The 21386-nt window shown below is 73.0% G+C and carries 20 protein-coding genes; 13 read left to right on the top strand and 7 right to left on the bottom strand.

Going from position 1 to position 21386, the window contains the following annotated elements; genetic code table 11:
* Nucleotides 1-151: 151 nt before the first annotated feature.
* Complete coding sequence (locus FJQ56_RS09175; protein ID WP_140009119.1) at nucleotides 152-1237, bottom strand: SDR family oxidoreductase; 1086 nt, start codon at nucleotides 1235-1237, stop codon at nucleotides 152-154.
* Nucleotides 1238-1386: 149 nt separating this feature from the next.
* Between FJQ56_RS09175 and FJQ56_RS09170 the strand changes: the two genes are divergently transcribed.
* Nucleotides 1387-2028 (top strand): helix-turn-helix domain-containing protein, encoded by a 642-nt coding sequence (locus FJQ56_RS09170; RefSeq protein ID WP_211350808.1) that lies wholly within the window; start codon nucleotides 1387-1389, stop codon nucleotides 2026-2028.
* A gap of 30 nt (nucleotides 2029-2058) precedes the next feature.
* On the opposite strand, the gene FJQ56_RS09165 is transcribed toward FJQ56_RS09170, so the two are convergent.
* Together FJQ56_RS09165 and FJQ56_RS09160 are read right to left on the bottom strand one after the other, a co-directional pair.
* Nucleotides 2059-2742 (bottom strand): GntR family transcriptional regulator, encoded by a 684-nt coding sequence (locus FJQ56_RS09165; protein WP_211350807.1) that lies wholly within the window; start codon nucleotides 2740-2742, stop codon nucleotides 2059-2061.
* Nucleotides 2743-2752: 10 nt separating this feature from the next.
* A complete protein-coding gene (locus FJQ56_RS09160) occupies nucleotides 2753-3262 on the bottom strand; it encodes a VOC family protein (RefSeq protein WP_140009116.1) in 510 nt (169 codons plus the stop codon).
* A 136-nt stretch (nucleotides 3263-3398) separates the two neighbouring features.
* Here FJQ56_RS09160 and FJQ56_RS09155 point away from each other — a divergent pair, with 136 nt between their 5' ends.
* The 10 genes from FJQ56_RS09155 to FJQ56_RS09110 all read left to right on the top strand — a co-directional run bounded on the left by FJQ56_RS09155 (nucleotide 3399) and on the right by FJQ56_RS09110 (nucleotide 15954).
* A complete protein-coding gene (locus FJQ56_RS09155) occupies nucleotides 3399-5588 on the top strand; it encodes an alpha-ketoacid dehydrogenase subunit alpha/beta (RefSeq protein WP_140009115.1) in 2190 nt (729 codons plus the stop codon).
* Between the two features lie 14 nt (nucleotides 5589-5602).
* On the top strand, nucleotides 5603-6937 hold the full coding sequence (locus tag FJQ56_RS09150) for a dihydrolipoamide acetyltransferase family protein (protein WP_140009114.1): 1335 nt from the start codon (nucleotides 5603-5605) through the stop codon (nucleotides 6935-6937).
* On the top strand, nucleotides 6934-7860 hold the full coding sequence (locus FJQ56_RS09145) for an NAD(P)-dependent oxidoreductase (protein WP_170215327.1): 927 nt from the start codon (nucleotides 6934-6936) through the stop codon (nucleotides 7858-7860). Before FJQ56_RS09150 ends, FJQ56_RS09145 begins: the two co-directional genes overlap by 4 nt.
* Nucleotides 7857-9317 (top strand): NAD-dependent succinate-semialdehyde dehydrogenase, encoded by a 1461-nt coding sequence (locus tag FJQ56_RS09140; RefSeq protein WP_342776427.1) that lies wholly within the window; start codon nucleotides 7857-7859, stop codon nucleotides 9315-9317. Before FJQ56_RS09145 ends, FJQ56_RS09140 begins: the two co-directional genes overlap by 4 nt.
* A gap of 127 nt (nucleotides 9318-9444) precedes the next feature.
* On the top strand, nucleotides 9445-10953 hold the full coding sequence (locus FJQ56_RS09135) for a catalase (RefSeq protein ID WP_140009112.1): 1509 nt from the start codon (nucleotides 9445-9447) through the stop codon (nucleotides 10951-10953).
* A gap of 134 nt (nucleotides 10954-11087) precedes the next feature.
* Entirely contained in the window at nucleotides 11088-12074 is a 987-nt protein-coding gene (locus FJQ56_RS09130) for a hypothetical protein (RefSeq protein WP_140009111.1), read from the top strand.
* A 67-nt stretch (nucleotides 12075-12141) separates the two neighbouring features.
* Nucleotides 12142-13059 carry an NAD-dependent epimerase/dehydratase family protein gene (locus FJQ56_RS09125; RefSeq protein ID WP_140009110.1) on the top strand — a complete coding sequence of 306 codons (918 nt, stop codon included), beginning with the start codon at nucleotides 12142-12144 and terminating at the stop codon, nucleotides 13057-13059.
* Entirely contained in the window at nucleotides 13052-14080 is a 1029-nt protein-coding gene (locus FJQ56_RS09120; RefSeq protein WP_140009109.1) for a hypothetical protein, read from the top strand. Before FJQ56_RS09125 ends, FJQ56_RS09120 begins: the two co-directional genes overlap by 8 nt.
* Before the next feature lie 93 nt (nucleotides 14081-14173).
* Nucleotides 14174-14686: a SigE family RNA polymerase sigma factor gene (locus tag FJQ56_RS09115; protein WP_140009108.1), complete on the top strand. Its 513-nt coding sequence runs from the start codon at nucleotides 14174-14176 to the stop codon at nucleotides 14684-14686.
* Nucleotides 14668-15954: a PASTA domain-containing protein gene (locus tag FJQ56_RS09110; RefSeq protein WP_140009107.1), complete on the top strand. Its 1287-nt coding sequence runs from the start codon at nucleotides 14668-14670 to the stop codon at nucleotides 15952-15954. The genes FJQ56_RS09115 and FJQ56_RS09110 overlap by 19 nt, the downstream gene beginning before the upstream one ends.
* Nucleotides 15955-15963: 9 nt before the next feature.
* Here FJQ56_RS09110 and FJQ56_RS09105 read toward each other — a convergent pair whose 3' ends face one another.
* Nucleotides 15964-16764, bottom strand: a complete 801-nt coding sequence (locus tag FJQ56_RS09105; protein WP_140009106.1) for a transglutaminase-like domain-containing protein — start codon at nucleotides 16762-16764, stop codon at nucleotides 15964-15966.
* A 67-nt stretch (nucleotides 16765-16831) separates the two neighbouring features.
* On the opposite strand from FJQ56_RS09105, the gene FJQ56_RS09100 reads away from it, so the two are divergent.
* Both FJQ56_RS09100 and FJQ56_RS09095 read left to right on the top strand, forming a co-directional pair.
* Nucleotides 16832-19417: a SpoIIE family protein phosphatase gene (locus tag FJQ56_RS09100; protein WP_170215326.1), complete on the top strand. Its 2586-nt coding sequence runs from the start codon at nucleotides 16832-16834 to the stop codon at nucleotides 19415-19417.
* Nucleotides 19414-19998, top strand: coding sequence for a GrpB family protein (locus tag FJQ56_RS09095; protein ID WP_140009104.1), 585 nt, complete (start codon nucleotides 19414-19416; stop codon nucleotides 19996-19998). Before FJQ56_RS09100 ends, FJQ56_RS09095 begins: the two co-directional genes overlap by 4 nt.
* An 8-nt stretch (nucleotides 19999-20006) precedes the next feature.
* On the opposite strand, the gene FJQ56_RS09090 is transcribed toward FJQ56_RS09095, so the two are convergent.
* From FJQ56_RS09090 to FJQ56_RS09080, 3 genes are all read right to left on the bottom strand, one after another.
* Nucleotides 20007-20255, bottom strand: a complete 249-nt coding sequence (locus FJQ56_RS09090) for a hypothetical protein (RefSeq protein ID WP_140009102.1) — start codon at nucleotides 20253-20255, stop codon at nucleotides 20007-20009.
* A gap of 67 nt (nucleotides 20256-20322) precedes the next feature.
* Complete coding sequence (locus FJQ56_RS09085) at nucleotides 20323-21000, bottom strand: NAD(P)H-dependent oxidoreductase (RefSeq protein ID WP_140009100.1); 678 nt, start codon at nucleotides 20998-21000, stop codon at nucleotides 20323-20325.
* Nucleotides 21001-21034: 34 nt separating this feature from the next.
* Nucleotides 21035-21346 (bottom strand): ArsR/SmtB family transcription factor, encoded by a 312-nt coding sequence (locus FJQ56_RS09080; protein ID WP_140009098.1) that lies wholly within the window; start codon nucleotides 21344-21346, stop codon nucleotides 21035-21037.
* Between the last annotated feature and the right edge of the window lie 40 nt (nucleotides 21347-21386).

Raw genomic sequence — 21386 nt, 5'->3', positions numbered from 1 at the left:
CCTGCGCCTCGGGGGCGGTGAGCTGGCGACCCTTCTGGGCTGGGGTTTGGTCGCTATGTCACCGCTCGGCGGATCGAGCGTTGACAGAGCGACCTTCTGGTGTCGGAGTTCGGTCGCCATCTCACCGCCCGGCCCCGCGCGCCGATGCCCGTCAGGGGATGACGCGCGCCTCGCGGTACTGCTCGGCGTACGCGAAGAACGAGGCGCGGGTGTCGCGGGTGGCCGAGAAGCCGGCCGTGCGGCTCTTGTTCATGTCGGTCACGACCTCCATGGTGCGTCCCAGGTCGGCGTCGGAGTGCCACCAGGAGGCGACCCGGGCGAGGTCGGGCTCGACGAGGCCGTGCTGGGCGGCGAGGTCGGCCCAGACGGGCTCCATGCCGTCCATGGCGGCCTCGAGCGTGCGAGGCTCGCCGGTGGGACCCTCCCACTCGAGGCCGAACCACGCCGCGACCTGGGGCCACAGCCAGCGCCAGCGGAAGACGTCGCCGTTGGCGGTGTTGAAGGCCTGGTCCTGACCGCTCGGGGTCGCGGCCGCCCAGGTCATCTGCTCGGCGAGCAGGTCGGCGTCGGTGACGTCGGTGAGGGAGTTCCACTGCATCTCGGACCCGGGGAAGACGAAGGGCAGGCCCTTCTCGCGGCACAGCGAGGCGTAGGCGCACAGCGTGGCGATCATGTTCATCGCGTTGCCGGTCGCGAAGCCGAAGACGGTGTGGGAGCGGTGCACGCTCCACGTGAAGCCGTCGCGCTCGGCGGCGGCGAAGAGCTCGTCCTCCTGCGCGTAGTAGAAGTTGGGGTAGGGCAGCCGCTCCTCGTCCTCGTGGAACGGGGTGTCGGGCATGTCGCCCTGGCCGTAGGCCTCGAACGGGCCCAGGTAGTGCTTGAGCCCGGTCATCAGGGCGACGTGCTGCACCGATCCGCCGGGCGAGAGGGCGGAGAGCAGGTCGCGGACCGCGCCGCCGTTGACGCGGATGTTGTCGGCCTCGGTCTCCATGCGGGTCCAGGCGGTGATGGCGACGACGTGGGGCCTGACGTCGGCCAGCGCGGTCGCCAGGCCCTGGCGGTCGCCCAGGTCGGCGCGTACGGCGTGCACCTCGGGCTGGGGGGTCGCGCCGCTGCGCGAGAGACCGTAGGTCTCCCAGCCGTCGGCGACGAGCCGGCGGGCCACGGCCTGGCCCACGATGCCGGTCACCCCGACGACGAGGGCTCGGCGCGGGGTGGGTGGCGGTGACTCCGACACGGGGGGTCCTCTCGATCAGCGGTCTCGACGATGGCGGTCACGACCACAGTAGTGTTCAATGCGAATCAACATAAAAGCACCGCCGACGGGGCAGGGCTTTCGGGACGGCAAGTCCGAGTCACGCCATCTGGGCAGAGGTGAGGTCGCACGTGGACAACCTGGGACAACGGCTCAAGGCCGCGCGGCTCCGGGGTGGTCTCACGTTGCGTGAGCTGGCCCGCCAGGCCGAGGTGTCCCCGTCGCTGGTGTCGTTGATCGAGAACGGCAAGTCGCAGCCCTCGGTGGCCACGCTCTACACCTTCGCCCACATCCTCGACGTCTCGGTCGACGAGCTCTTCGAGCAGAGCCAGGGTGCCGAGCCCGTCGTGCCCGCGACGCTGGCCGCGGCCCACGGCGTCCCCCCGGTGATGGACCCCGTCCACGCCTGGGAGCCGTCGGAGTACGCCAACCGGATCTCGGTGGCTCACCCCTCGCACCGGCCCCAGCTCGCGATGGCCGCCGGCGTCGTCTGGGAGCGACTGGCCGCGACGCCCGAGAAGGGCGTCAACTTCATGAAGATCACCTACCAGCCCCAGGCGACCTCGACCGCCGGCGGCGAGCTGCTGACCCACGACGGCTACGAGTACGGCTACGTCGTGAGCGGCGAGGTCGAGGTCACCGTCGGCGAGGAGCTCTTCACCCTGCGGGTCGGCGAGTCGCTGGGCTTCGACTCGAGCATCCCGCACGTGCTGCGCAACTCCGGCGACGTGCCGTTCGAGGGCATCTGGTTCGTGCACGGCGGGCACCACTGACCGACCGCCTCGCGACCGACCTCGGCCAGCTCACCCGGCGAGGCCGGAGGCGTCGAAGCCCGGGGCGAACACCTCGGGGTGCTGGCGCAGCTCGACCCGCGTACGCCGGATGTGCATCGTCAGCACCTGCTCGGCCTCGACCGTGTCGCCGTCGCGCACGGCCTGCAGCAGCAGCCGGTGCTCGGCGTTGATGATCCAGCGCCGCTCGGCCCCGGCGAGGTAGGTGAACGCCCGGCGGTAGTGGTGGGTGGTGTCCCACAGCCGCCCGATGATGGCCTGCAGCTCGCTGCGCTCGGCCCCGGCGTACGTCGCCCAGTGCAGTCGGCGGTCGAGCACCAGGAACTCCTCGACGTCGGTGCACGCCTCGATCTCGTCCTGCGTGGCCTCGAGGGCCGCGTGGTCCGCGGCGCGCAGGTGGGCCATGCTGCGGCGCAGCAGCAGCGGCTCGAGCCGCTCGCGGATCTCGTAGCTCAGCTCGCAGTCGTCCTGGTCGAGCTGGGTGACCCACGCACCGCGGTTGGCCTCCAGGGTCACCAGCCCGCCGGTCTGCAGGATCCGCAGCGCCTCGCGCACCGGCAGCCGGCTGGCGCCCAGCTCGGCGGCGAGGTCGTCCTGGCGGATCCGGGTGCCGGGCGGCAGTGCGCCGGCGAGGATCTGGCCCCGCACGTGGTCGGCGATGCGCTGGCTGGCGACCGGCGCTACGACCTCGTCCACGGCGAGCACCCTAGTGCGCCTCGCCGGTGCGGTCGTAGGCCTTGCCGTGCGGGTAGGAGACCAGCTCGAGCTGCAGGCCCCACGGGGCACGGAAGTAGATCCAGCGCTGACCGGCGCTGGGGCCGCTGCTGCTGACCGGCTCACCGAGCACCTCGACGCCGGCGGCCCGCAGGTGGGCCACCGCGGCGTCGAGGTCGTCGACGTAGAGCGCGACGTGGTGGCCGCCGACGTCGCTGTTGAGCGGGGGCGTCGTGGCCTGCGCGCGGGCGTCGTACTCGAAGACCTCGAAGATCGCCTGTCCACCGAGGCGGAAGAACCGCAGCCGTCGCATCACCGTGTCGGCGGCCACGCCGAGCTGGCGGGTCATCCAGTCGTCGTCGTGGGCGAACGGGCCCAGGTCGTACATCGGCTCGCAGCCCAGGAGGTCGACGAAGAACGTGTGCGCCTCGTCGAGGTCCGGGACGGTCAGCCCGATGTGGTCGACCCGGGTCAGTCCGGGGATGGGGCCGGTGGGGGGCATGACGGGCTCCTCTTGCAAATGGATCCATTCGGTGGCTACCTTGTGACGCACGTCCCACCCTACCGCCTCAGCCCGTCGCAGGGCGAGACCGTAATGGATCCACGACTGGGATCCACTCGGATCCACAAGGAGAGCCATGCCCACGACGAAGACCCTGGAGCCCGCCTCCCCGTGGGTCGAGCTGACCGCCACGCCGCAGGACTGGGACGCCCTCGCTCCGGCCGACCTGCAGCGGATGCTCGCCCAGCTGCTGTGGATCCGGGTGTTCGAGGAGTACGTCCTCGAGCTCGCCGGCGACGGCCTGGTCCACGGACCCGCCCACTCCAGCATCGGTCAGGAGGGCGGCGCGGTCGGCTCGATCCTCGACCTGCGCACCACCGACCGGATCAACGGCTCCCACCGCGGGCACCACCAGTTCCTGGCCAAGGCGCTGGGCCACGTGATGCCCTCCGCCGCCGACCAGGGCGAGACCTTCCCCGAGCTCGACGACGCCGTCGTCACCGTGCTGCGGCGCACGCTGGCCGAGATCTGCGGCCTCGCGCAGGGCTACTGCCGCGGGCGCGGCGGCTCGATGCACCTGCAGTGGCAGGAGGCCGGCGCGATGGGCACCAACGCCATCGTCGGCGGCGGGGTGCCCCAGGCCCTCGGCTTCGCCTTCAACCAGAGCCGCTCCGGCACCGACGACGTCAGCGTCACCTACTTCGGCGACGGGGCGATCAACATCGGCTCGGCGCTGGAGTCCTTCAACCTCGCAGCCGCCTGGAACCTCCCGGTCTGCTTCTTCGTCGAGAACAACCGCTACGCAGTCGCCACCGCGGTCGGGTCGGCCACCAAGGAGACCCGCCTCTCGGCGCGCGGCCTCGCCTTCGACATCCCGGCCTGGCGCGTCGACGGCATGGACCCGCTCGCCGTGCGCCTCGCCATGGACCAGGCCGTGGCCCACATGCGCGCCGGCAAGGGCCCGACCATCATCGAGGCCGAGGTCTACCGCTACTTCCACCAGAACGGTCCCTACCCGGGCAGCGCGTTCGGCTACCGCTCCAAGGAGGAGGAGAGCAGCTGGAAGGCGCGCGACCCCCTCGACGTCCTGCGCCAGCACGCCGTACGCCGGGGACTGGCGACCGACGCCGAGCTCGCCGAGCGCGAGAAGGACGTCCTCGCGGTGATGCGCTCGATCGGCGAGGAGCTGTTCGAGCCCAAGACCGGCGGCAAGCCGAAGGAGCGTCAGGTGCGCCCCGAGCTGTGGCCCGAGACCGACTTCGTCGACGTCGGGATCCGCGGCGACCTCAGCGAGCTCGAGGGCAGCCGGTACGCCGAGCCCGAGGACCTCGACGAGGAGCTCGGCGAGCGCCGCTTCATCGACCTCGTCAGCGAGGTGATGGCCCGCCGGATGGAGGAGGACCCCCGCATCGTCGTGCTCGGCGAGGACGTCGACGGGCTCAAGGGCGGCACCAACGGCGCCACCCGCGCCGCCCTCGAGCGCTTCCCCGAGCGCGTCCTCGGCACCCCCATCAGCGAGAACGCCTTCGCCGGCATGGGCGGCGGGATGGCCCTCGACGGCCGCTTCCGCCCCGTGGTGGAGTTCATGTACGCCGACTTCATGTGGGTCGCGGCCGACCAGATCTTCAACCAGGTCGCCAAGGCGCGCCACATGTTCGGCGGCGACAGCGCCGTGCCGTTCGTGCTGCGCAGCAAGCTCGCCGCCGGCACCGGCTACGGATCGCAGCACTCGATGGACCCGGCCGGCGTGCTCACCACCGCCCCCGGGCTGCGCGTCGTCGCGCCGTCGGACCCCTTCGACTACGTCGGGCTGATGAACACCGCCCTGGCCTGCGACGACCCGGTCGTCGTGCTCGAGCACGTCGACCTCTACTCCAGCACCGGTCCCGGCCCCACCGAGGACCTCGACTACCGCCTGCCGGTCGGCAAGGCCGCGCTGCGGCGTACCGGCGACGACCTCACGGTGATCAGCTACCTCTCGATGGTCCGCCACTGCCACGAGGCGCTGGACCAGGTCCCCGAGATCTCGGCCGACCTGATCGACCTGCGGTGGCTTGACCGGGCCTCCCTCGACTGGGACACCATCACCGCGAGCGTCAAGAAGACCAACCAGGTGCTGATCGTCGAGCAGGGCGCCGTCGGCACGTCGTACGGCGCGTGGCTGGCCGACGAGATCCAGCGGCGGCTCTTCGACTGGCTCGACCGCCCCATCGCCCGGGTCACCGGCGCCGTCGCCTCGCCGAGCATCAGCAAGGTGCTCGAGCGTGCGGCCATCGCCAAGACCGACGAGGTCGTCGCTGCCCTCCGGCAGCTCGACGAGCTCTGAGGACGGAGAGAGACATGGCAACGTTGCTGCGCATTCCCGAGGTCGCCGCCGGCGCCACCGAGGTGATCCTGTCCGAGTGGTTGGTCGAGCAGGGTGCCGAGGTCGCCGCCGGGGCACCCGTGGTCGTCGTCGAGACCGAGAAGGCGACCGTCGAGATCGAGGCCGAGGTCACCGGCACCGTCCTGCGCCGGCTCTGCGAGGCGGGCGAGACCATCGAGGTCGGCTCCGTCTACGCCGTCCTCGGCGCCGCCGGCGAGGGTGACGCCGAGGCCGACGCACTGCTCGCCGAGGTCGGACTGGCCGCCGCCGAGGTGCCCGCGCCCGAGCCGGACGAGGCGGCGCTGGACGAGGAGTCCTACGAGACCGACCAGCCCGCCCCGACGGCCGAGGCTCAGGCCGAGCCGCAGGCAGTGGAGCCGGCAGAGCCCGCCGCCGATCCGGGCCGCACCCGCATCTTCGCCGCCCCCGTCGCGCGTCGGATCCTCGCCGAGGCCGGTATCGCCCTCGATGCCGTCACCGGGTCGGGTCCTCGGGGCCGGATCATGAAGAAGGACGCCGACGCGGCCGTCCGCGCCGCGCAGGAGGCCCCGGCCCCTGCACCCGAGCCGACCCCTGCACCCGAGCCGGAGCCCCAGCGCCCCGCCGCGCCCGCCGGCCCCGCCGCCGGCGACGGCTGGACCGACGAGCCGCACTCGCGGCTGCGCCGCCTGGTCGCGACCCGCCTGACGCAGAGCAAGCAGACGGTGCCGCACTTCTACCTGCGCCGCACCGTCCGCGTCGACGCCCTGCTCGCGGTGCGCGCCCAGCTCAACGCCGTGTCGCCGCAGAAGATCTCGGTCAACGACCTGGTCGTGCGCGCCGTCGGCGTCGCCTCGCGCACCGTGCCCGAGGCCAACGTGATCTGGACCGACGACGCGCTGCGTCGCTACGACACGGTCGACGTCGGCGTGGCCGTCGCCTCCGAGCGCGGCCTGATGACCCCGGTCGTGCGTGGAGTCGAGAGCCTCACGCCGGCCGCGATCGCCCGGCGCATCCGCGAGCTGGTCGAGCAGTCCTCGTCGGGCACGCTGCGCCAGTCCGACCTCGAGGGCGGCACGATCAGCGTGACCAACCTCGGGATGTTCGGCGTCGAGGAGTTCGACGCCATCATCAACCCGCCGCAGTCGGCGATCCTGGCCGTCGGGGCCGCCGCCCCCAACCCGGTGGTCGTCGACGGCCGGGTCGAGGTCGCCACGACGATGCAGCTGGTGCTGTCGGTCGACCACCGCGCCATCGACGGCGCCCTCGGGGCCCGATGGCTGGCCGCGTTGGTCGAGTGCCTCGAAGAGCCCTTCCGGCTGCTCGCATGAGGGTCGCGTTCCTGGGCCTGGGCCGGATGGGCCGTCCGATGGCCGTCAACCTCGTCACCGCGGGGCACGAGGTCGTCGTGTGGAACCGCACCACGGCCGTGGCCGACGCCTTCGCCGCCGAGCACCCTGCCGCGACGGTCGTGTCGAGCCCCGCCGAGGCCGTTCGCGACGTCGAGGTGGTGGTCACCATGCTGGCCGACGACGCCGCCCTCGTGGCGACGTACGACGGCGACGACGGGGTGCTGGCCGGCCTCGCCGCCCGACCCGACGGCTGCGGTGTGGTGGCGGTCGACATGAGCACCGTCTCGCCGCCCACCGTCACCGACCTCGCCGCACGGCTGCGCACCGCGGGCCACACGCTCGTCGACGCGCCGGTCTCCGGCAGCGTCCCCGCCGCGACCGACGCCACCCTGACGATCATGGCCGCAGGCGACACGGACGCTGTCGAGCGTGCCCTCCCGGTGCTCGAGGCCCTCGGCTCGACCGTCGTCCGGGTGGGCGGCAGCGGCGCCGGCACCGCCATGAAGCTCGCCCTCAACTCGGTCCTGCACGGCCTCAACGCCGGCATCTCCGAGGCCCTGGTGCTCGCCGAGCGTGCCGGTGTCGAGCGCACCGCGGCCTACGACGTGCTGCTCTCGAGCGTCGTCGCGGCGCCGTACGTCGGCTACAAGCGCGCCGCGTTCGAGGACCCCGACGCGGCGCCGGCCGCCTTCCTGCTGCGCCTGGCGGCCAAGGACCTGCGCCTGGCCCTCGAGCTCGCCGACCGGGTCGGGGCCACCCTGCCGCAGGCCCGCACCAACCTGGCCGGCGTCGAGCAGGCCACCGCCGCGGGCTACGGCGAGCGCGACATGTCGGCGCTCGCGGCCTACCTCCGCACCGTGCCCACCACCTCCACCGACACCCCGCAGGAGACCCACCCGTGACCACGCTGCACGACCTCGAGCAGGTGCTCGGCCCGATCCCGCTCGGCCCGTGGGTCGGCGGTGAGCTGCGCGCCGGCGACGGCACCATCGTCGTGATCGACCCCGCCACCGAGGAGCCGCTCACCGAGATCGCCGACGGCACCGTCGAGGACGCCCTGGCCGCGGTCGACGCCGCCGAGGCGGTCCGCGAGGAGTGGGCCGCGACCAGCCCGCGCCGCCGTAGCGAGATCCTGCGGCGCACCTTCGAGCTGATGACCGAGCGCACCGACGCCCTGGCGCGCCTGATCGTCCTCGAGAACGGCAAGGCCCTGGCCGACGCACGCGGCGAGGTCGTCTACGCCGCCGAGTTCTTCCGCTGGTACGCCGAGGAGGCGGTCCGGCTCACCGGCACGGTCGGGCGGGCGCCCGGCGGGGCCAACAACATCATGGTGCTGCGCCAGCCCGTCGGCGTCAGCCTGCTCATCACCCCGTGGAACTTCCCGGCGGCGATGGCCACCCGCAAGATCGGCCCGGCCCTGGCCGCCGGTTGCCCGATCATCCTCAAGCCGGCCACCGAGACGCCGCTGACCGCCCTGGCGATCGTGGCCATCCTGCACGAGGCCGGGGTGCCGCCCGGGGTCGTCAACGTCGTGCCGTCGAGCCGGCCCGGCGAGCTGTCCTCACGGCTGCTCGACCACCCGGCGGTCCGCAAGGTGTCCTTCACCGGGTCCACCGAGGTCGGGCGCGTGCTGCTGGCCCACGCCGCCCGTACCGTCGTCAACACCGGCATGGAGCTCGGCGGCAACGCGCCGTTCGTCGTCCTCGAGGACGCCGACCTCGACGCGGCCGTCGACGGGGCCATGGTCGCCAAGCTGCGCAACGGGGGCTCGGCCTGTACGGCGGCCAACCGGTTCATCGTGCACGCCGGGGTGGCGACCGAGTTCTCCCGCCGGCTCGCCGACCGGATGCGCCTGCTCGCGGTCGGCCCGGGTCTCGACCCGGGCACCGACATCGGCCCGCTGGTCAACGCCAAGACGCGCGACAAGGTCGCCGAGCTCGTCACCGGGGCCACCGACGAGGGCGCCCGCGCCCTGGCCGGCGGATCGGCCCCGGCGCGCCGTGGCTACTACTACCTGCCGACGGTGCTCGACGGCGTCCCCGCCGACGCGGCCATCCTCGACACCGAGATCTTCGGTCCGGTCGCACCGGTCGTCACCTTCGACACGGTCGACGAGGCCGTGGCGCTGGCCAACCGCAGCGAGTTCGGCCTGGTGTCCTACGTCTACACCCGCGACCTGCGTCAGGGCCTCGCGATCAGCGAGCGCCTCGACAGCGGCATGGTCGGCGTCAACCGAGCACTCGTCTCCGACCCGGCGGCTCCGTTCGGCGGTACCAAGCAGTCGGGCCTGGGTCGCGAGGGCGGCCACGAGGGGATGGTCGAGTTCACCGAGAGCAAGTACGTCGCCGTCGACTGGTGACCGGGCCGCACCTCCGCGCCCGGTCCCACCCCGCAACGGCATCGCGACCCGATGACCCATGCGCCGGGGTGGTTCCCGTGGGCGTCGTACGTCGCAGGGTGGGGGGACCGACGACGAGGGAGTCCTCATGACCGAGAACACCGCCGGGTCCACCACCGGCAACGGCGCCCCGGCGCCCAGCGACCGCAACAGCCTGACCGTGGGGCCCGACGGTCCGATCCTGCTGCACGACCACCACCTGATCGAGCAGCAGGCGCACTTCAACCGCGAGCGCGTCCCGGAGCGCAACGTGCACGCCAAGGGATCGGGCGCCTTCGGCACGCTCGAGATCACCGAGGACATCAGCCGCTACACGCGCGCGGCCGCGCTGCAGCCGGGGGTCAAGACCGACATGCTGGCCCGCTTCTCGACGGTCGCCGGCGAGCTGGGCTCGCCCGACACGTGGCGCGACCCGCGCGGCTTCTCGTTGAAGTTCTACACCTCCGAGGGCAACTGGGACCTGGTCGGCAACAACACCCCGGTCTTCTTCATCCGCGACACCATGAAGTTCCCGCACTTCATCCGCTCGCAGAAGCGCAGCGGCGCCTCGGGCCTGCGCGACAACAACATGCAGTGGGACTTCTGGACGCTCAACCCGGAGTCCGCGCACCAGGTCACCTACCTGATGGGCGACCGCGGCATCCCGCGCACGTGGCGCCACATGAACGGCTACGGCAGCCACACCTTCATGCTCGACAACGCCGCCGGGGAGAAGTCGTGGGTCAAGTTCCACTTCCACTCCGACCAGGGCGTCGAGTGCCTGACCCAGCAGGACGCCAACCGGATCGCCGGCGAGGACTCCGACTTCCACCGGCGCGACCTCTTCGAGGCGATCGAGGCCGGTGACTTCCCGTCGTGGCGGCTCAAGATCCAGGTGATGCCGTACGACGACGCCCGCACCTACCGCATCAACCCGTTCGACCTCACCAAGACCTGGCCGCACGCCGACTACCCGCTGATCGACGTCGGCACGATGACCCTGAACCGCAACCCCGAGAACCACTTCGCCCAGATCGAGCAGGCCGCCTTCGAGCCGTCGGCCGTCGTGCCCGGCATCGGCTTCTCGCCCGACAAGATGCTCCTCGGCCGGGTCTTCGCGTACGCCGACGCCCACCGCTACCGGATCGGCCCCAACTACCAGCAGCTGCCGGTCAACCGGCACCGCGTCGAGGGCGCCTACACCTACCAGTTCGACGGCCCGATGGCCTACGACCACACGGCCGACCGCGCCAAGTACGCGCCCAACACCACCGGTGAGCCGTTCTCCGACGAGACCGGTCCGGCCGTCGACGGCTGGGAGGCCGACGGGTCGTTCGTCCGCGACGCCTACACGCTGCGCGCGGACGACGACGACTTCAGCCAGGCGGGCGCGCTCGTGCGCGACGTCTGGGACGACGACGCCCGCGACCGCTTCGTCGCCACCGTCGCCGGCCACCTGATGGGCGGGGTCAGCGAGCCCGTGCTCGAGAAGGCCTTCGACTACTGGAAGAACGTCGACGCCGACACCGGCAAGCGCATCGAGGAGGCCGTCCGCGCCGAGCGGGGCACCGACGTCGCGCCCGGCCCGACCGAGGCCGAGGACGTCGTGTCGGCCTGAGGTCGGCCGCACCTGCTTGACCGGAGCGATTTCCCTGAACCAGGTTCAGGGGAATCGCTCCGGTCGTTCGGGCCTGTCCACAGGGCCGTGGCCGACCCTGGAACGAGCGACGCCCGGCGGTCACCCTGCTGGGCATGGACCGGCGCAAGCTCGAGCGGGACCTCCGCCGTCAGGACGGTGTCGTCTCGCGTCGCCAGGTGCTGGCCGCCGAGGGTACGGACCTCGACATCGCCCGGCTCCTGCGCCGGCGTGAGTGGGCCCGCGTCCACGAGGGTGTGTACGTCGACCACACCGGTCCCCTGACCCGGCGCCAGCGCGAGTGGGCCGCGCTGCTCGTCCACCACCCGGCAGCGCTCGCGGGTCGGTCGGCCCTTCGTGCCCACGGGTTGGACGACGACGGTGCCGACCCGAGGGGTGTCGTCGAGGTGGCCGTCGCACACGGCCGACGGGTCACCGACCCGCCACGAGTCAGGACGATCCAGCTCCGCGACCTCGACGCGAAGGCGTCGATGCGGTCGTCGCCGCCGCGGCTCAAGCTCGACCACACGGTCCTGATGGTGGCGTCCGGGGCTGCTCGCGACGACGCGGCGGTGGCCGTGCTCGCCGACGCCGTGCGCTGCGGCAGGACCACGCCGGCGCGCCTGCGTTCGACGCTCGACGGGCTCGGCCGGCTCCCGCGCCGACGTCTGCTCGGCGAGGCGCTCGCGGACGTGGCGGTCGGCGCCCAGTCGCCGCTCGAGCTGCGCTACCTCCGCGACGTCGAGCGCGCGCACGGACTCCCGGCCGGGGAGCGTCAGGTGCGTGAGCTGACGAGGGTCGTGGAGGGCGAGCCCCTGAAGGTGGTCTACCGCGACGTCCGCTACCGCGACCACGGGGCCCTGGTCGAGCTCGACGGTCAGCTGGGCCACGCGGCTGCGAAGGACGGCTGGGCCGACCTCGACCGGGACCTCACCGCCGCGGTCGCCGGCGACCTCACCCTCCGTGCGGGGTGGCAGCAGGTCCTCGACCCGTGCCGGCTCGCGGTCGTCGTGGGCGTGGTCCTCGCGGCCCGCGGCTGGCGGGACGCTGCTGCACCGTGCGACCGGGCGGACTGTGCCGTTCGACCGGAGCGATTCCCGTGAACCAGGTTCAGGGGAATCGCTCCGGTCGGGTGCGCCCGCGCACCGCGGTCGGTGAGACGGTGGAGCCATGACGTCTGCTCCCAGCCCCAGCACGCCCCTCGTCGTCGTCACCGGCGCCAACGGACTCGTCGGCGCCCAGGTCTGCGCCGCGCTCGTCGAGCGCGGCGCGACGGTGCGCGCCGTCGTACGACGGGCGGGGACGGCGCCGGTGCTGCGCGACGTCGAGGAGCGGGTGGGCGAGTTCGGCGACGCCGGGTTCGCGGCCGAGGTCGTCGCGGGCGCCGACGCGGTCGTGACGACGGTGCACCCGATGGGCTCGGACCGGGCCACCCAGCAGCAGGTCGGCGTCGTGGACACCACCACCCTGGCGCGTGCCGCGGCCGACGCGGGCGTCACCTGGCTGGTGCACGTCTCGACGGCCGCGGTCTACGACCGCAGCCCGAGCGCGGGCGACGTCGACGAGGCGAGCCCACTCGTGGGCGACGACGCCAACGACTACGCCGTGACCAAGCGCGACACCGACGCCGCGATCGCCGGGGTCGACGGGATCACCCGGGTGCTGCTGCGCCCACCGGCCATCCTCGGAGCGGGGGAGACCTCGGTGTGGAACACGCTGCGCCCGAGCGCGGCCCGCGACGACGAGGCCGCCCGGCACGCCGTGCCCGACCAGTCCTTCGCCTGGGTGCACGTCGCCGACCTCGCCTCGATCGCCGCCGACGTGGCGATCGGCCGGGTCGCGACGGCCGACGACCCCGACCTGGGCCCCGCGGCCGGGGGCTGCACGCCGGTCAACGTCGCGACGGGCGCCCCTCCCACCCGCGACTACCTCGAGACCGTCTGTCGCGCCGTCGGCGTCGAGCCCGTCTGGGACGACGGCCCCGCGTGGACCGGCAGCATCGTCGCCGACCGCGCGCACCGCTGGGGCTGGTCCCCGTCGGTGACCCAGGAGGCGGCGTTCGCCGAGCTGGAGTCCGGCCTTGCCTGAGTCGCCTGCGGACTCGCTGGCCGACCGCCTGCTCGACGCCCAGGTCGCCTTCCACCTCGACCGGCTCACCGGCGACGAGCTCGCCGTGACCGTGACCCGCCTGGCCGGCGCACTCCTCGACGCCGCCGACGGCCACCAGCTCGCCGACCTGGCCGACCGCGAGGTGGTCAAGGACGTCGTGGGTCGCGCGCTGACCGACGTGCCCTCGAGCGCCGCGGTCGCCGGCTTCGTCCAGCTCGCGCGCGAGGTCGTCCGGGACGGTCCGGTCGAGCCGTTCCCGCTCGCCGACGTCGTCCCCCGCGAGCAGGTCGAGCGGGTGCTCGACGAGGCCCTGGCCCTGACGCCCGCGCTCGAGCGGGCCCTCGAGCGGCTCACCGCCAGCCCGATGGTCGGGGCCATGGCGACGCGCTTCATGGGCCGCATCGTGAGCGAGGCCCTGGCCGCCAACCAGGCCGTCGCCGACCGGGTCCCCGGGCTCGGGTCGCTGCTCTCCTTCGGCACCCGCGCGGCGGCCGGCGTCGTCGGCGCGGCCGACAAGCAGCTCGACGGGCTGCTCGCCGACACCGCGGGCAAGGGCGGCACCCTCGCCGTACGCCGGATGAACCGGATCGTCGTCGACACCCTGCGCGACCCCACCACCCGCGAGGCGGTGCTGCAGGTCTGGGACCTGGTCGCCGCCGAACCCGTGCGCGGGTTCGACGACCACGACTCCGATGACGACTCCGCGGGCGTCGTCGACGCCGTCCACGACCTCGTCGTCTCGATCCTCGCCCACCCCCACACCGTGGGCCTGGGCCACGCGGTGGTCGACGGCTTCTTCGACGCGTTCGGCGGCTACACCCCCGGCGAGCTGCTCGCCGAGCTCGACCTCGACCGCGCCGACCTGGTCGCCGACCTGGTCCGGCTAGCCCCCGGTGTCGTCGGGGCGCTGGTCGAGTCCGGCGACCTCGAGCGGCTGCTGCGCGCCGAGCTCGCGCCGTTCTACGCCTCCGACGTGGTGGCGGGGCTGCTGGCGGGCTGACGCCGGGATTTTCTCGATCGATCGGGAACCGAACGAGGGACGTCGCGCATCTCTGCCGTGAGAACCAACCACGACACACGAGAGAGGCAGGCGATGGACGACGCGTTCAACGACTTCGTCGTGGCACGCTGGCCGAGGCTGGTGCGCTCGGCGGTGCTCCTCGGCTGCTCGACCGCCGAGGCCGAGGACGTCGTGCAGACGACGTTGGAGAAGTGCCTGACCAGCTGGGGCCGCGTCGAGCGGGCCGGCAACCGCGATGCCTACGTCTACCGGGTGCTGGTCAACACCTTCCGCGGGTCGCGCCGCCGGCGGTGGACCGGCGAGCGGCCGACGGGCACCCTGCCCGACCACGAGGTCGTGCCGGACCCGACCACCGGCGTCGACGACGCCGATGCGATCACCCGTGCCCTGGCGCGGCTGACCGACGACCAGCGGGCCGCCGTCATCCTCCGGTTCTACGCCGGTCTCGACGAGCGTCAGATGGCCGAGGCCCTCGGGGTCGCCCCCGGCACGGTCAAGAGCCGACTCTCCCGCGCGCTCGGCGCGCTGACCCACGACCCGAACCTTCAAGAGCTGAGAGGCCTCACATGCACGACGACAGACTGACCGAGATGCTCGACCGCGCGGCCCACCGCAACCCCGTCGGCGCGCCGCCACTGGCGGCGATCGCCGCCGGAGGTCGGCGCCGTCGTCGTACGCGGGCGGTGGGCGTGGTGGCTGCGGCTGCCGTCGTCGTCGCCGCGGGCGCGGGTGTGGCTGCGTCGCTCGTCTCCGGCCCGGGCAGCCCCCCGAACGCGGCCGACGCGGCCGCGTCCGGCGACGCACCGACGGTTCCCACGGCTCCGAGCGGGATGCGCCTGGTCGGCCGCGGGTCGGTGGTGGTCGCGGTCCCGGAGGGGTGGGCCACCCAGGCGACGAGGTGCGACCTCGACGGCCCGAAGGGGGACGCCGTGATCGTCGTCGACGGGGTTCTCAACGAGACCTTCACCGAGGGGGTCCACCTCGTCTGCCCTCAACCGGCCCAGTCAGCAGGGATCGAGCGACTGATGATCGCTGATGCGTCCCCGGGGGCCGAGGACGCCGACGGTGTCGAGCGCACCGAGGTCGACGGGGTGACCGCCTACCGCAGCGAGCCGACGTGCTCCGAGCTGGAGGGTGTCTCGACCTGCGGGGTGTCGCTCGACTTCCCCTCGCTCGATGTCGGGCTCCGCGCGGAGTCGACGACGAGTGTCGAGGCCGCCGAGAAGATCTTCGACCGGGTCCAGGTCCTCGACGGCCTCGTCGGGGTCCCGGGGAAGCTGCGCCCGGACCAGGGGGAAAAGAAGTACGTCGCCGCGCTCGAGGCGGCCGGCCTGGTCGCCGACGTCGTGGAGGTGCCCGCACCCGGGTACGCGCCCGGCTACCTGCGCGGGATCTCGCCGGCCCCCGGGACCGTGCTCGCGCCCGGGGACACCGTGAAGGTCGAGGTGGCCCGCGAGCCGTCCGGCCCCGAGGAAGAGGTCGAGGCCGAGCTCTACTCCGAGCGTCCGTCGATCTGGCTCGACGACGCCGAGATCCGGGCCGGAGCGACGATCGAGCTCCCGGTCGACGGGCGGCTCTATGCCTCGGCTACGGCGTACGGGTACCCCGAGGACGCTCGCCCTCGGCGGACCTACGGCGGCACCGTGTCCGGCGACGCCCTGGAGATCGCCGGGTCGCGGTCCGAGAACGACACCTCCTGGTGGGCCGTCAAGCCCGGCATCGCCACGATCACGCTCACCGTCGACGACGCCGACGGCAACCCGGTCGAGGTCGGCACCGTCACCGTGAAGGTCGTCAAGCGCGAGCCCGGCGTCAAGGTCTGGCCCGGCCGACCGCCGTACAGCGAGAGCTAGCAGCCAGAGCTAGCGGATCGCGACCAGCTGGTCGAGGTCGTCGAACGGCAGGCCGTGGTCGGCGACCGCGGTGACGCTCGACCAGTCGAGGTTGGCGCCGCCGGACACCGTGGTCATGAAGGCGGTGTCGGCGGCGTCACGACCGGTGGCGATGCGGACCAGCGAGGACCGGGGGGCCAGCGCGGTGGCGTCGACGACGTACCAGCCGCCGGCGACGAAGGCCTCGACGACGGCGTGGAAGTCCATCGGGTCGCAGCCGGGGGCGTAGACGGCGGCCAGCCGGGCCGGCACCCGCAGGGCACGGAGCATCGCGATCACGAGGTGGGCGTAGTCGCGGCAGACCCCGGCGCCGCCGAGCAGGGTCTCGGTGGCGCCGTCGGTCGGCCCGCTGCTGCCGGGCACGTAGACCAGGCGGGTGCCGACCCACGACGACACGGCCTCGAGCAGCTCGCCGTCGCTGACGCCGGAGAACTCGGAGTGGGCGAAGCCGCCGAACGTGTCGGACTCGATGTAGCGGCTGGGACGGCGGTAGAGCGACAGGTCGGACAGGGCCGGCTCGGGCAGCACCGCCGAGCCGCTCACGTGCGCCTCGTAGGTGACGGTGGTGTAGCCGGCCGGCAGGGTCACCAGGTGCAGGCGCCCGTCGTGGACGGTGTCGACCTCGACCGGCTCGACCACGCCGTCCTGGTGCAGGACGACGAGCGACTCGGTGACCTCGAGCCCCGGCGTACGGGCGACGGCGACCTGCAGCTCGAGCTCGGCCGTGCCGAAGCAGGTGATGCCCAGCTCGGCGCGCACGGTCCTGTCCACGGGCCAAATGCTCACACGTCGCGCCGAGCGCCGGACAACCACCCACCGGGGGTGGGATCATCGGCGGGTGACCTCAGGACTGGACGACGGCGGTCCGGCGGGTGTGGCCGACCAGGTCGGGCCCTTCGGCCTGCCGTCCGCGCGCTCTCACAGCCGGGTGGAGCACGCGCACCGGCTCGCGTCGGTCCCCGGTGGCCTCCCTGCGCTCGACCGCCTGGCGCGGCTCGCGGCCCAGCTGGTGGGCGCGGGCTCGGCGCAGGTGTCGATCCTCGCCGAGGAGCAGACGGTGATGGGCGGCTTCGGCGAGGCGGCACAGTCGGTGGGCAAGCGCTCGGCGATCGCGGACTCGCTGTGCTCGGTGACCCTCGACGCGGCGGAGCCGCTGCTCATCCCCGACGCCGCGGACGACGAGCGGGTCCGTGACCTGCCCCCGGTGACGTCGGGAGCGGTCCGGTCCTACCTCGGCGTGCCGCTGCGGGTGCACGGACACCTCGTGGGCGCCCTGTGCGTCTTCGACCCGCACGTGCACGCGTGGGAGCCCGCCGACGTCGCCCTGCTCGAGCAGCTCAGCGAGCCCGTCGTGGCCGAGCTCGAGCTGGCCGCGCTGCGCGCCTCCTACGAGGACGACCGCCGCACCTGGCGGCTCGCCGTCGACGCGGCCGGCGTCGGGGCCTTCGACTGGGAGCTCACGACGGACCACCTGCGGTGGGACGAACGGCTCCTCGAGCTCTTCGGCCTCGACCGTGACACCTTCGGCGGCAGCATCGAGGCCTTCAACGAGGCCGTGCATCCTCACGACCGCGAGCGGGTGCGCCAGGCGCTGAGCGAGGCGATCGCGACGTGTGGCGAGTACGCCGCCGAGTACCGCATCAACCGCCCCGACGGTGACATCCGCTGGGTGGCCGCGCGGGGTCTCGCGCTCTCCGGACCCGACGGCGTGGCTGCGCGGCTGGTCGGGGCGGCGTACGACACGACGGCGGTGCGCGAGGGAGAGGCCCGGGTCGCGCGCATGCTCGATGCGATGCCGACGGCGTTCTACCAGCTCGACAACGAGTGGCGGTTCACCTACGCCAACCCCGAGGCGCAACGCCTGCTCGGCGGGATCGGGACCGACATCGTCGGGCACCTGCTGTGGGACCTGTTCCCCTACACCGTGGGCTCGGACTTCGAGACCCACTACCGCCAGGCCGTCGAGACCGGCCGGCCGGTGTCGTTCGAGGCCTACTACCCGCCGCCGCTCGACGGGTGGTACGAGCTGCGCTGCTGGCCGACCCCCGACGGCCTGTCGGTCTACTTCATCGAGGTCACCGAGCGGCATCGGGCCCGGGAGGCCCTGGACGCCGCCGCGCGACGCTCGGCCCTGCTCGCCGACGTCGCCCAGACCCTCGTCGACACCCTCGAGGGGGAGGAGGCCGCGACCCGGCTCGCCCAGCTGCTCGTGCCGGGGCTCGGCGACTGGTGCCTGGTCACCATGGTCGACGGGGTGCTGCCCGACGACCCCAGCGACCACCCGAGCTGGCGCTCCCGGCTGCGCGACCTCGGCACCTGGCACGTCGACACCGAGGCGCGCGCCCTGGTCGCCGACTACGCCGCCGCGCGGATCCCGTCGCTCACCGACGACTCGCTGGTCACCCGCGCGCTGCGCACGGGCCGCCCGGTCGTCGTACGCGAGGAGGCTGCGGAGCGGATCGCCGCGGTCCTGGTCCCCGGGGCCGCGCAGGACCTGGTGCGGGTCCTGGCGCCGTGGTCATCGGTCATCCTGCCGATGCGGGGGCGGGGGCGGGTGGCCGGGCTGATGAGCGTGTTCCGCGGCGCGGACCGGCCGGCGTGGGACGACGACGAGCTCGACCTGCTGGCCGAGATCGCGAGCCGGGCCGGGTTCGCCCTCGACAACGTCCACCTCTACGACCGGCAGCGCGACCTGGCCGAGGGCCTGCAGCGCAGCCTGCTGACGCTGCCGCCCGACCACGCCGGCGTCGAGATCGCCGTGCGCTACGAGCCCGCCGCAGACGCCGCCCAGGTCGGCGGCGACTGGTACGACGCCTTCAGCCACCCCGACGGCGACCTGCACCTGGTCATCGGTGACGTCGTCGGTCACGACACCGTCGCGGCCGCCGCCATGGGTCAGCTGCGCGGGCTGCTGCGCGGTATCGCCGTCACGACCGGGGCCGGGCCGGCCGAGGTGCTCGACAAGCTCGACGACGCCATGGGCTACCTCGGCATCGACACACTCGCCAGCGCCGTCGTCGCGCGGCTCGAGACGTCCGACGGGCGCGCTCGGCTGCGGGTCGCCAACGCCGGCCACCTCCCCCCGCTGCTGCTCACCCCGGCCGGTGCCGCGTCCTACGTCACCGACCCGGAGGCCCACGTGATGCTCGGTCTCAGCCAGCGGGCGGGTCATCAGCCCCCGCGTGGCGAGGTGATGGTCGACCTCGGTCCGGGCGACACCCTGCTGCTCTTCACCGACGGCCTCGTCGAGCGTCGCCGGGAGTCGCTCGACGACGGTCTCGAGCGGCTGCGCGTCGCGGTCGCCGAGCCGGACTCGTCCGGGCTCGGCGTCGAGGAGCTCGCCGACCGGGTGCTGTCGCGGTTGGCCGTGGACTGGAACGAGGACGACATCGCGCTGGTGGTCGTCCGGGTGGTGGGCGCATGAGTGACGGCCCGGGCGACCGCACCCGGCGTCGGGACGACGTCACCGACGTCGAGCTCGTCGGCGGGGTCGAGCAGCGCGAGCTCTACCTCCTCGACCACGACCCGGCCTGGGCGGACCAGTACGCCGCGCACGAGGCGCGCATCCGGGCCGCGCTCGACGACCGCGCGGTCGCGATCGAGCACATCGGCTCGACCTCGGTGCCCGGGCTGGCCGCCAAGCCGATCATCGACGTCCTGGTGACCGTCCCCGACATCACCGCCGAGGAGGACTACCTCGAGCCGCTGCTCGCCGCGGGCTACCTGCTACGGGTCCGCGAGCCCGGCCACCGCCTGGTGCGCACCGAGCAGCGCGACGTGCACGTCCACCTCCTCGAGCCCGATGACGTCGCGGCCCACGACTACCTGCTCCTGCGTGACCACCTGCGCCGCGACCCCGACGACCGCGACCTCTACGAGGCCACGAAGCGCGAGCTGATGACGCGCGAGTGGGCCGACATGAACGCCTACGCCGACGCCAAGACCACGGTGATCGAGGCCATCAAGTCACGCGCGCGCTCGCATCCGGGTGGCCGGCGTCCCTGACGGTCCGGCTAGTGCCCGGCGACCGCGCGTCGGTATGCCGAACGGGACTCGGCCAGGCGCCGGCCCCAGCGCACGGCGGTGGGGATCCACACCAGGACCAGCAGCAGGGCGTAGACGAGCCACGCGACGGGGTGCAGCGCGTCGCCGTCCGGCACCGCCACCACGAGGACGGCCATTGCCGCCGCGGTCGTCCACCAGCGACAGCGGTGGAGGACGTCCAGGAGCTGGCGGGCGGACGACGGCTGGCGGGTGGGCACGGACCGATGATCGCGCACCGGGGCACCCGACGGAGCGGAACCCGTCCCCTGGGCCCGGTGGCGACAGTCAGGCACCGACGGTGGCGGCGACCTGAGCCCGGACGCGGTCGATGGCGGCGGCGCGACCGGCCTCGGTGAGGCGGGCGGGGCCGTAGGTGACGACGGGCGGCAGGACGTCGTAGCCGACGAACTCGAGCATGCCGCGGTGGATGTGGAACAAGAAGGTGTCGAGGTCGCCGTACCCGTCGGTCGCGCCGGGGGCGAACGATGCGGACGAGCCGCCGGTGGTGAGCAGCAGCATGGCCTTCTTGTGGCGCATGCCGCCGTCCGCGAAGATCCCGTGCTCGCCGCCGAAGGTGGCGCCCATGACGAAGACGCGGTCGACCCAGCCCTTCATGATGGCGGGCATCGAGAACCACCACAGAGGGAAGGACAGCACGAGCAGGTCAGCCTCCTGCAGCTGGTCGAGCTGGGTCCTGACCGGGTCGGCGAGCGTCCCGCCGGCCGCGGCGTGCAGCTGCTCGGCCTGGGGCTTGAAGTAGCCGGGGCCATCCAGGAACTGCTCGCGCGCCAGCACCGGGTCCCAGCCCTCGGCGTGAAGGTCGACCAGGCGCAGGTCGACGCCCTGGGCGCGGAGCTGGTCGGCTGCTGCGGCCGCCTGGGCGCTCGAGAACGAGTCCGGCTCGGGGTGGGCATGGACGATCAGGGCACGGCGTACTGGCCCCTGCGGCGACGTGATGGACATACGTCAATCGTATCGACGTTTTGCGATATGTAAATCAGACGTGGTCCTCGAGCTGCGCCAGCAGCTCCTCGACCCGGGTGTCGTTGCGTCGGTAGTGGGTCCACTTGCCGACCCGGGTCGCGCTCACGAGGTGGGCGCGCTCGAGGGTGGCCATGTAGGTGGAGATCGTCGACTGGGCCAGGCCGGTCTTGGCGGCGAGGTGAGTGACGCACACGCCGACCTCGGCGCGGTCGGCGATGGGCTCGTACTCGCTGAAGGACTGCTCGGGTGTGCGCAGCCACTCCATGATCTGCAGGCGCGTGGGATTGCCCAGCGCCTTCAACGTCTCGACGAGGTCTGCGGGCATGGGTTCAGTGTGACATCGAGAATTCACGAAGTGACGGATC

Source organism: Nocardioides plantarum (assembly GCF_006346395.1).
Lineage (GTDB): Bacteria > Actinomycetota > Actinomycetes > Propionibacteriales > Nocardioidaceae > Nocardioides > Nocardioides plantarum.
The sequence above is the reverse complement of the archived record's forward strand: the minus strand, read 5'-3'. Positions and strand labels throughout refer to the sequence as shown.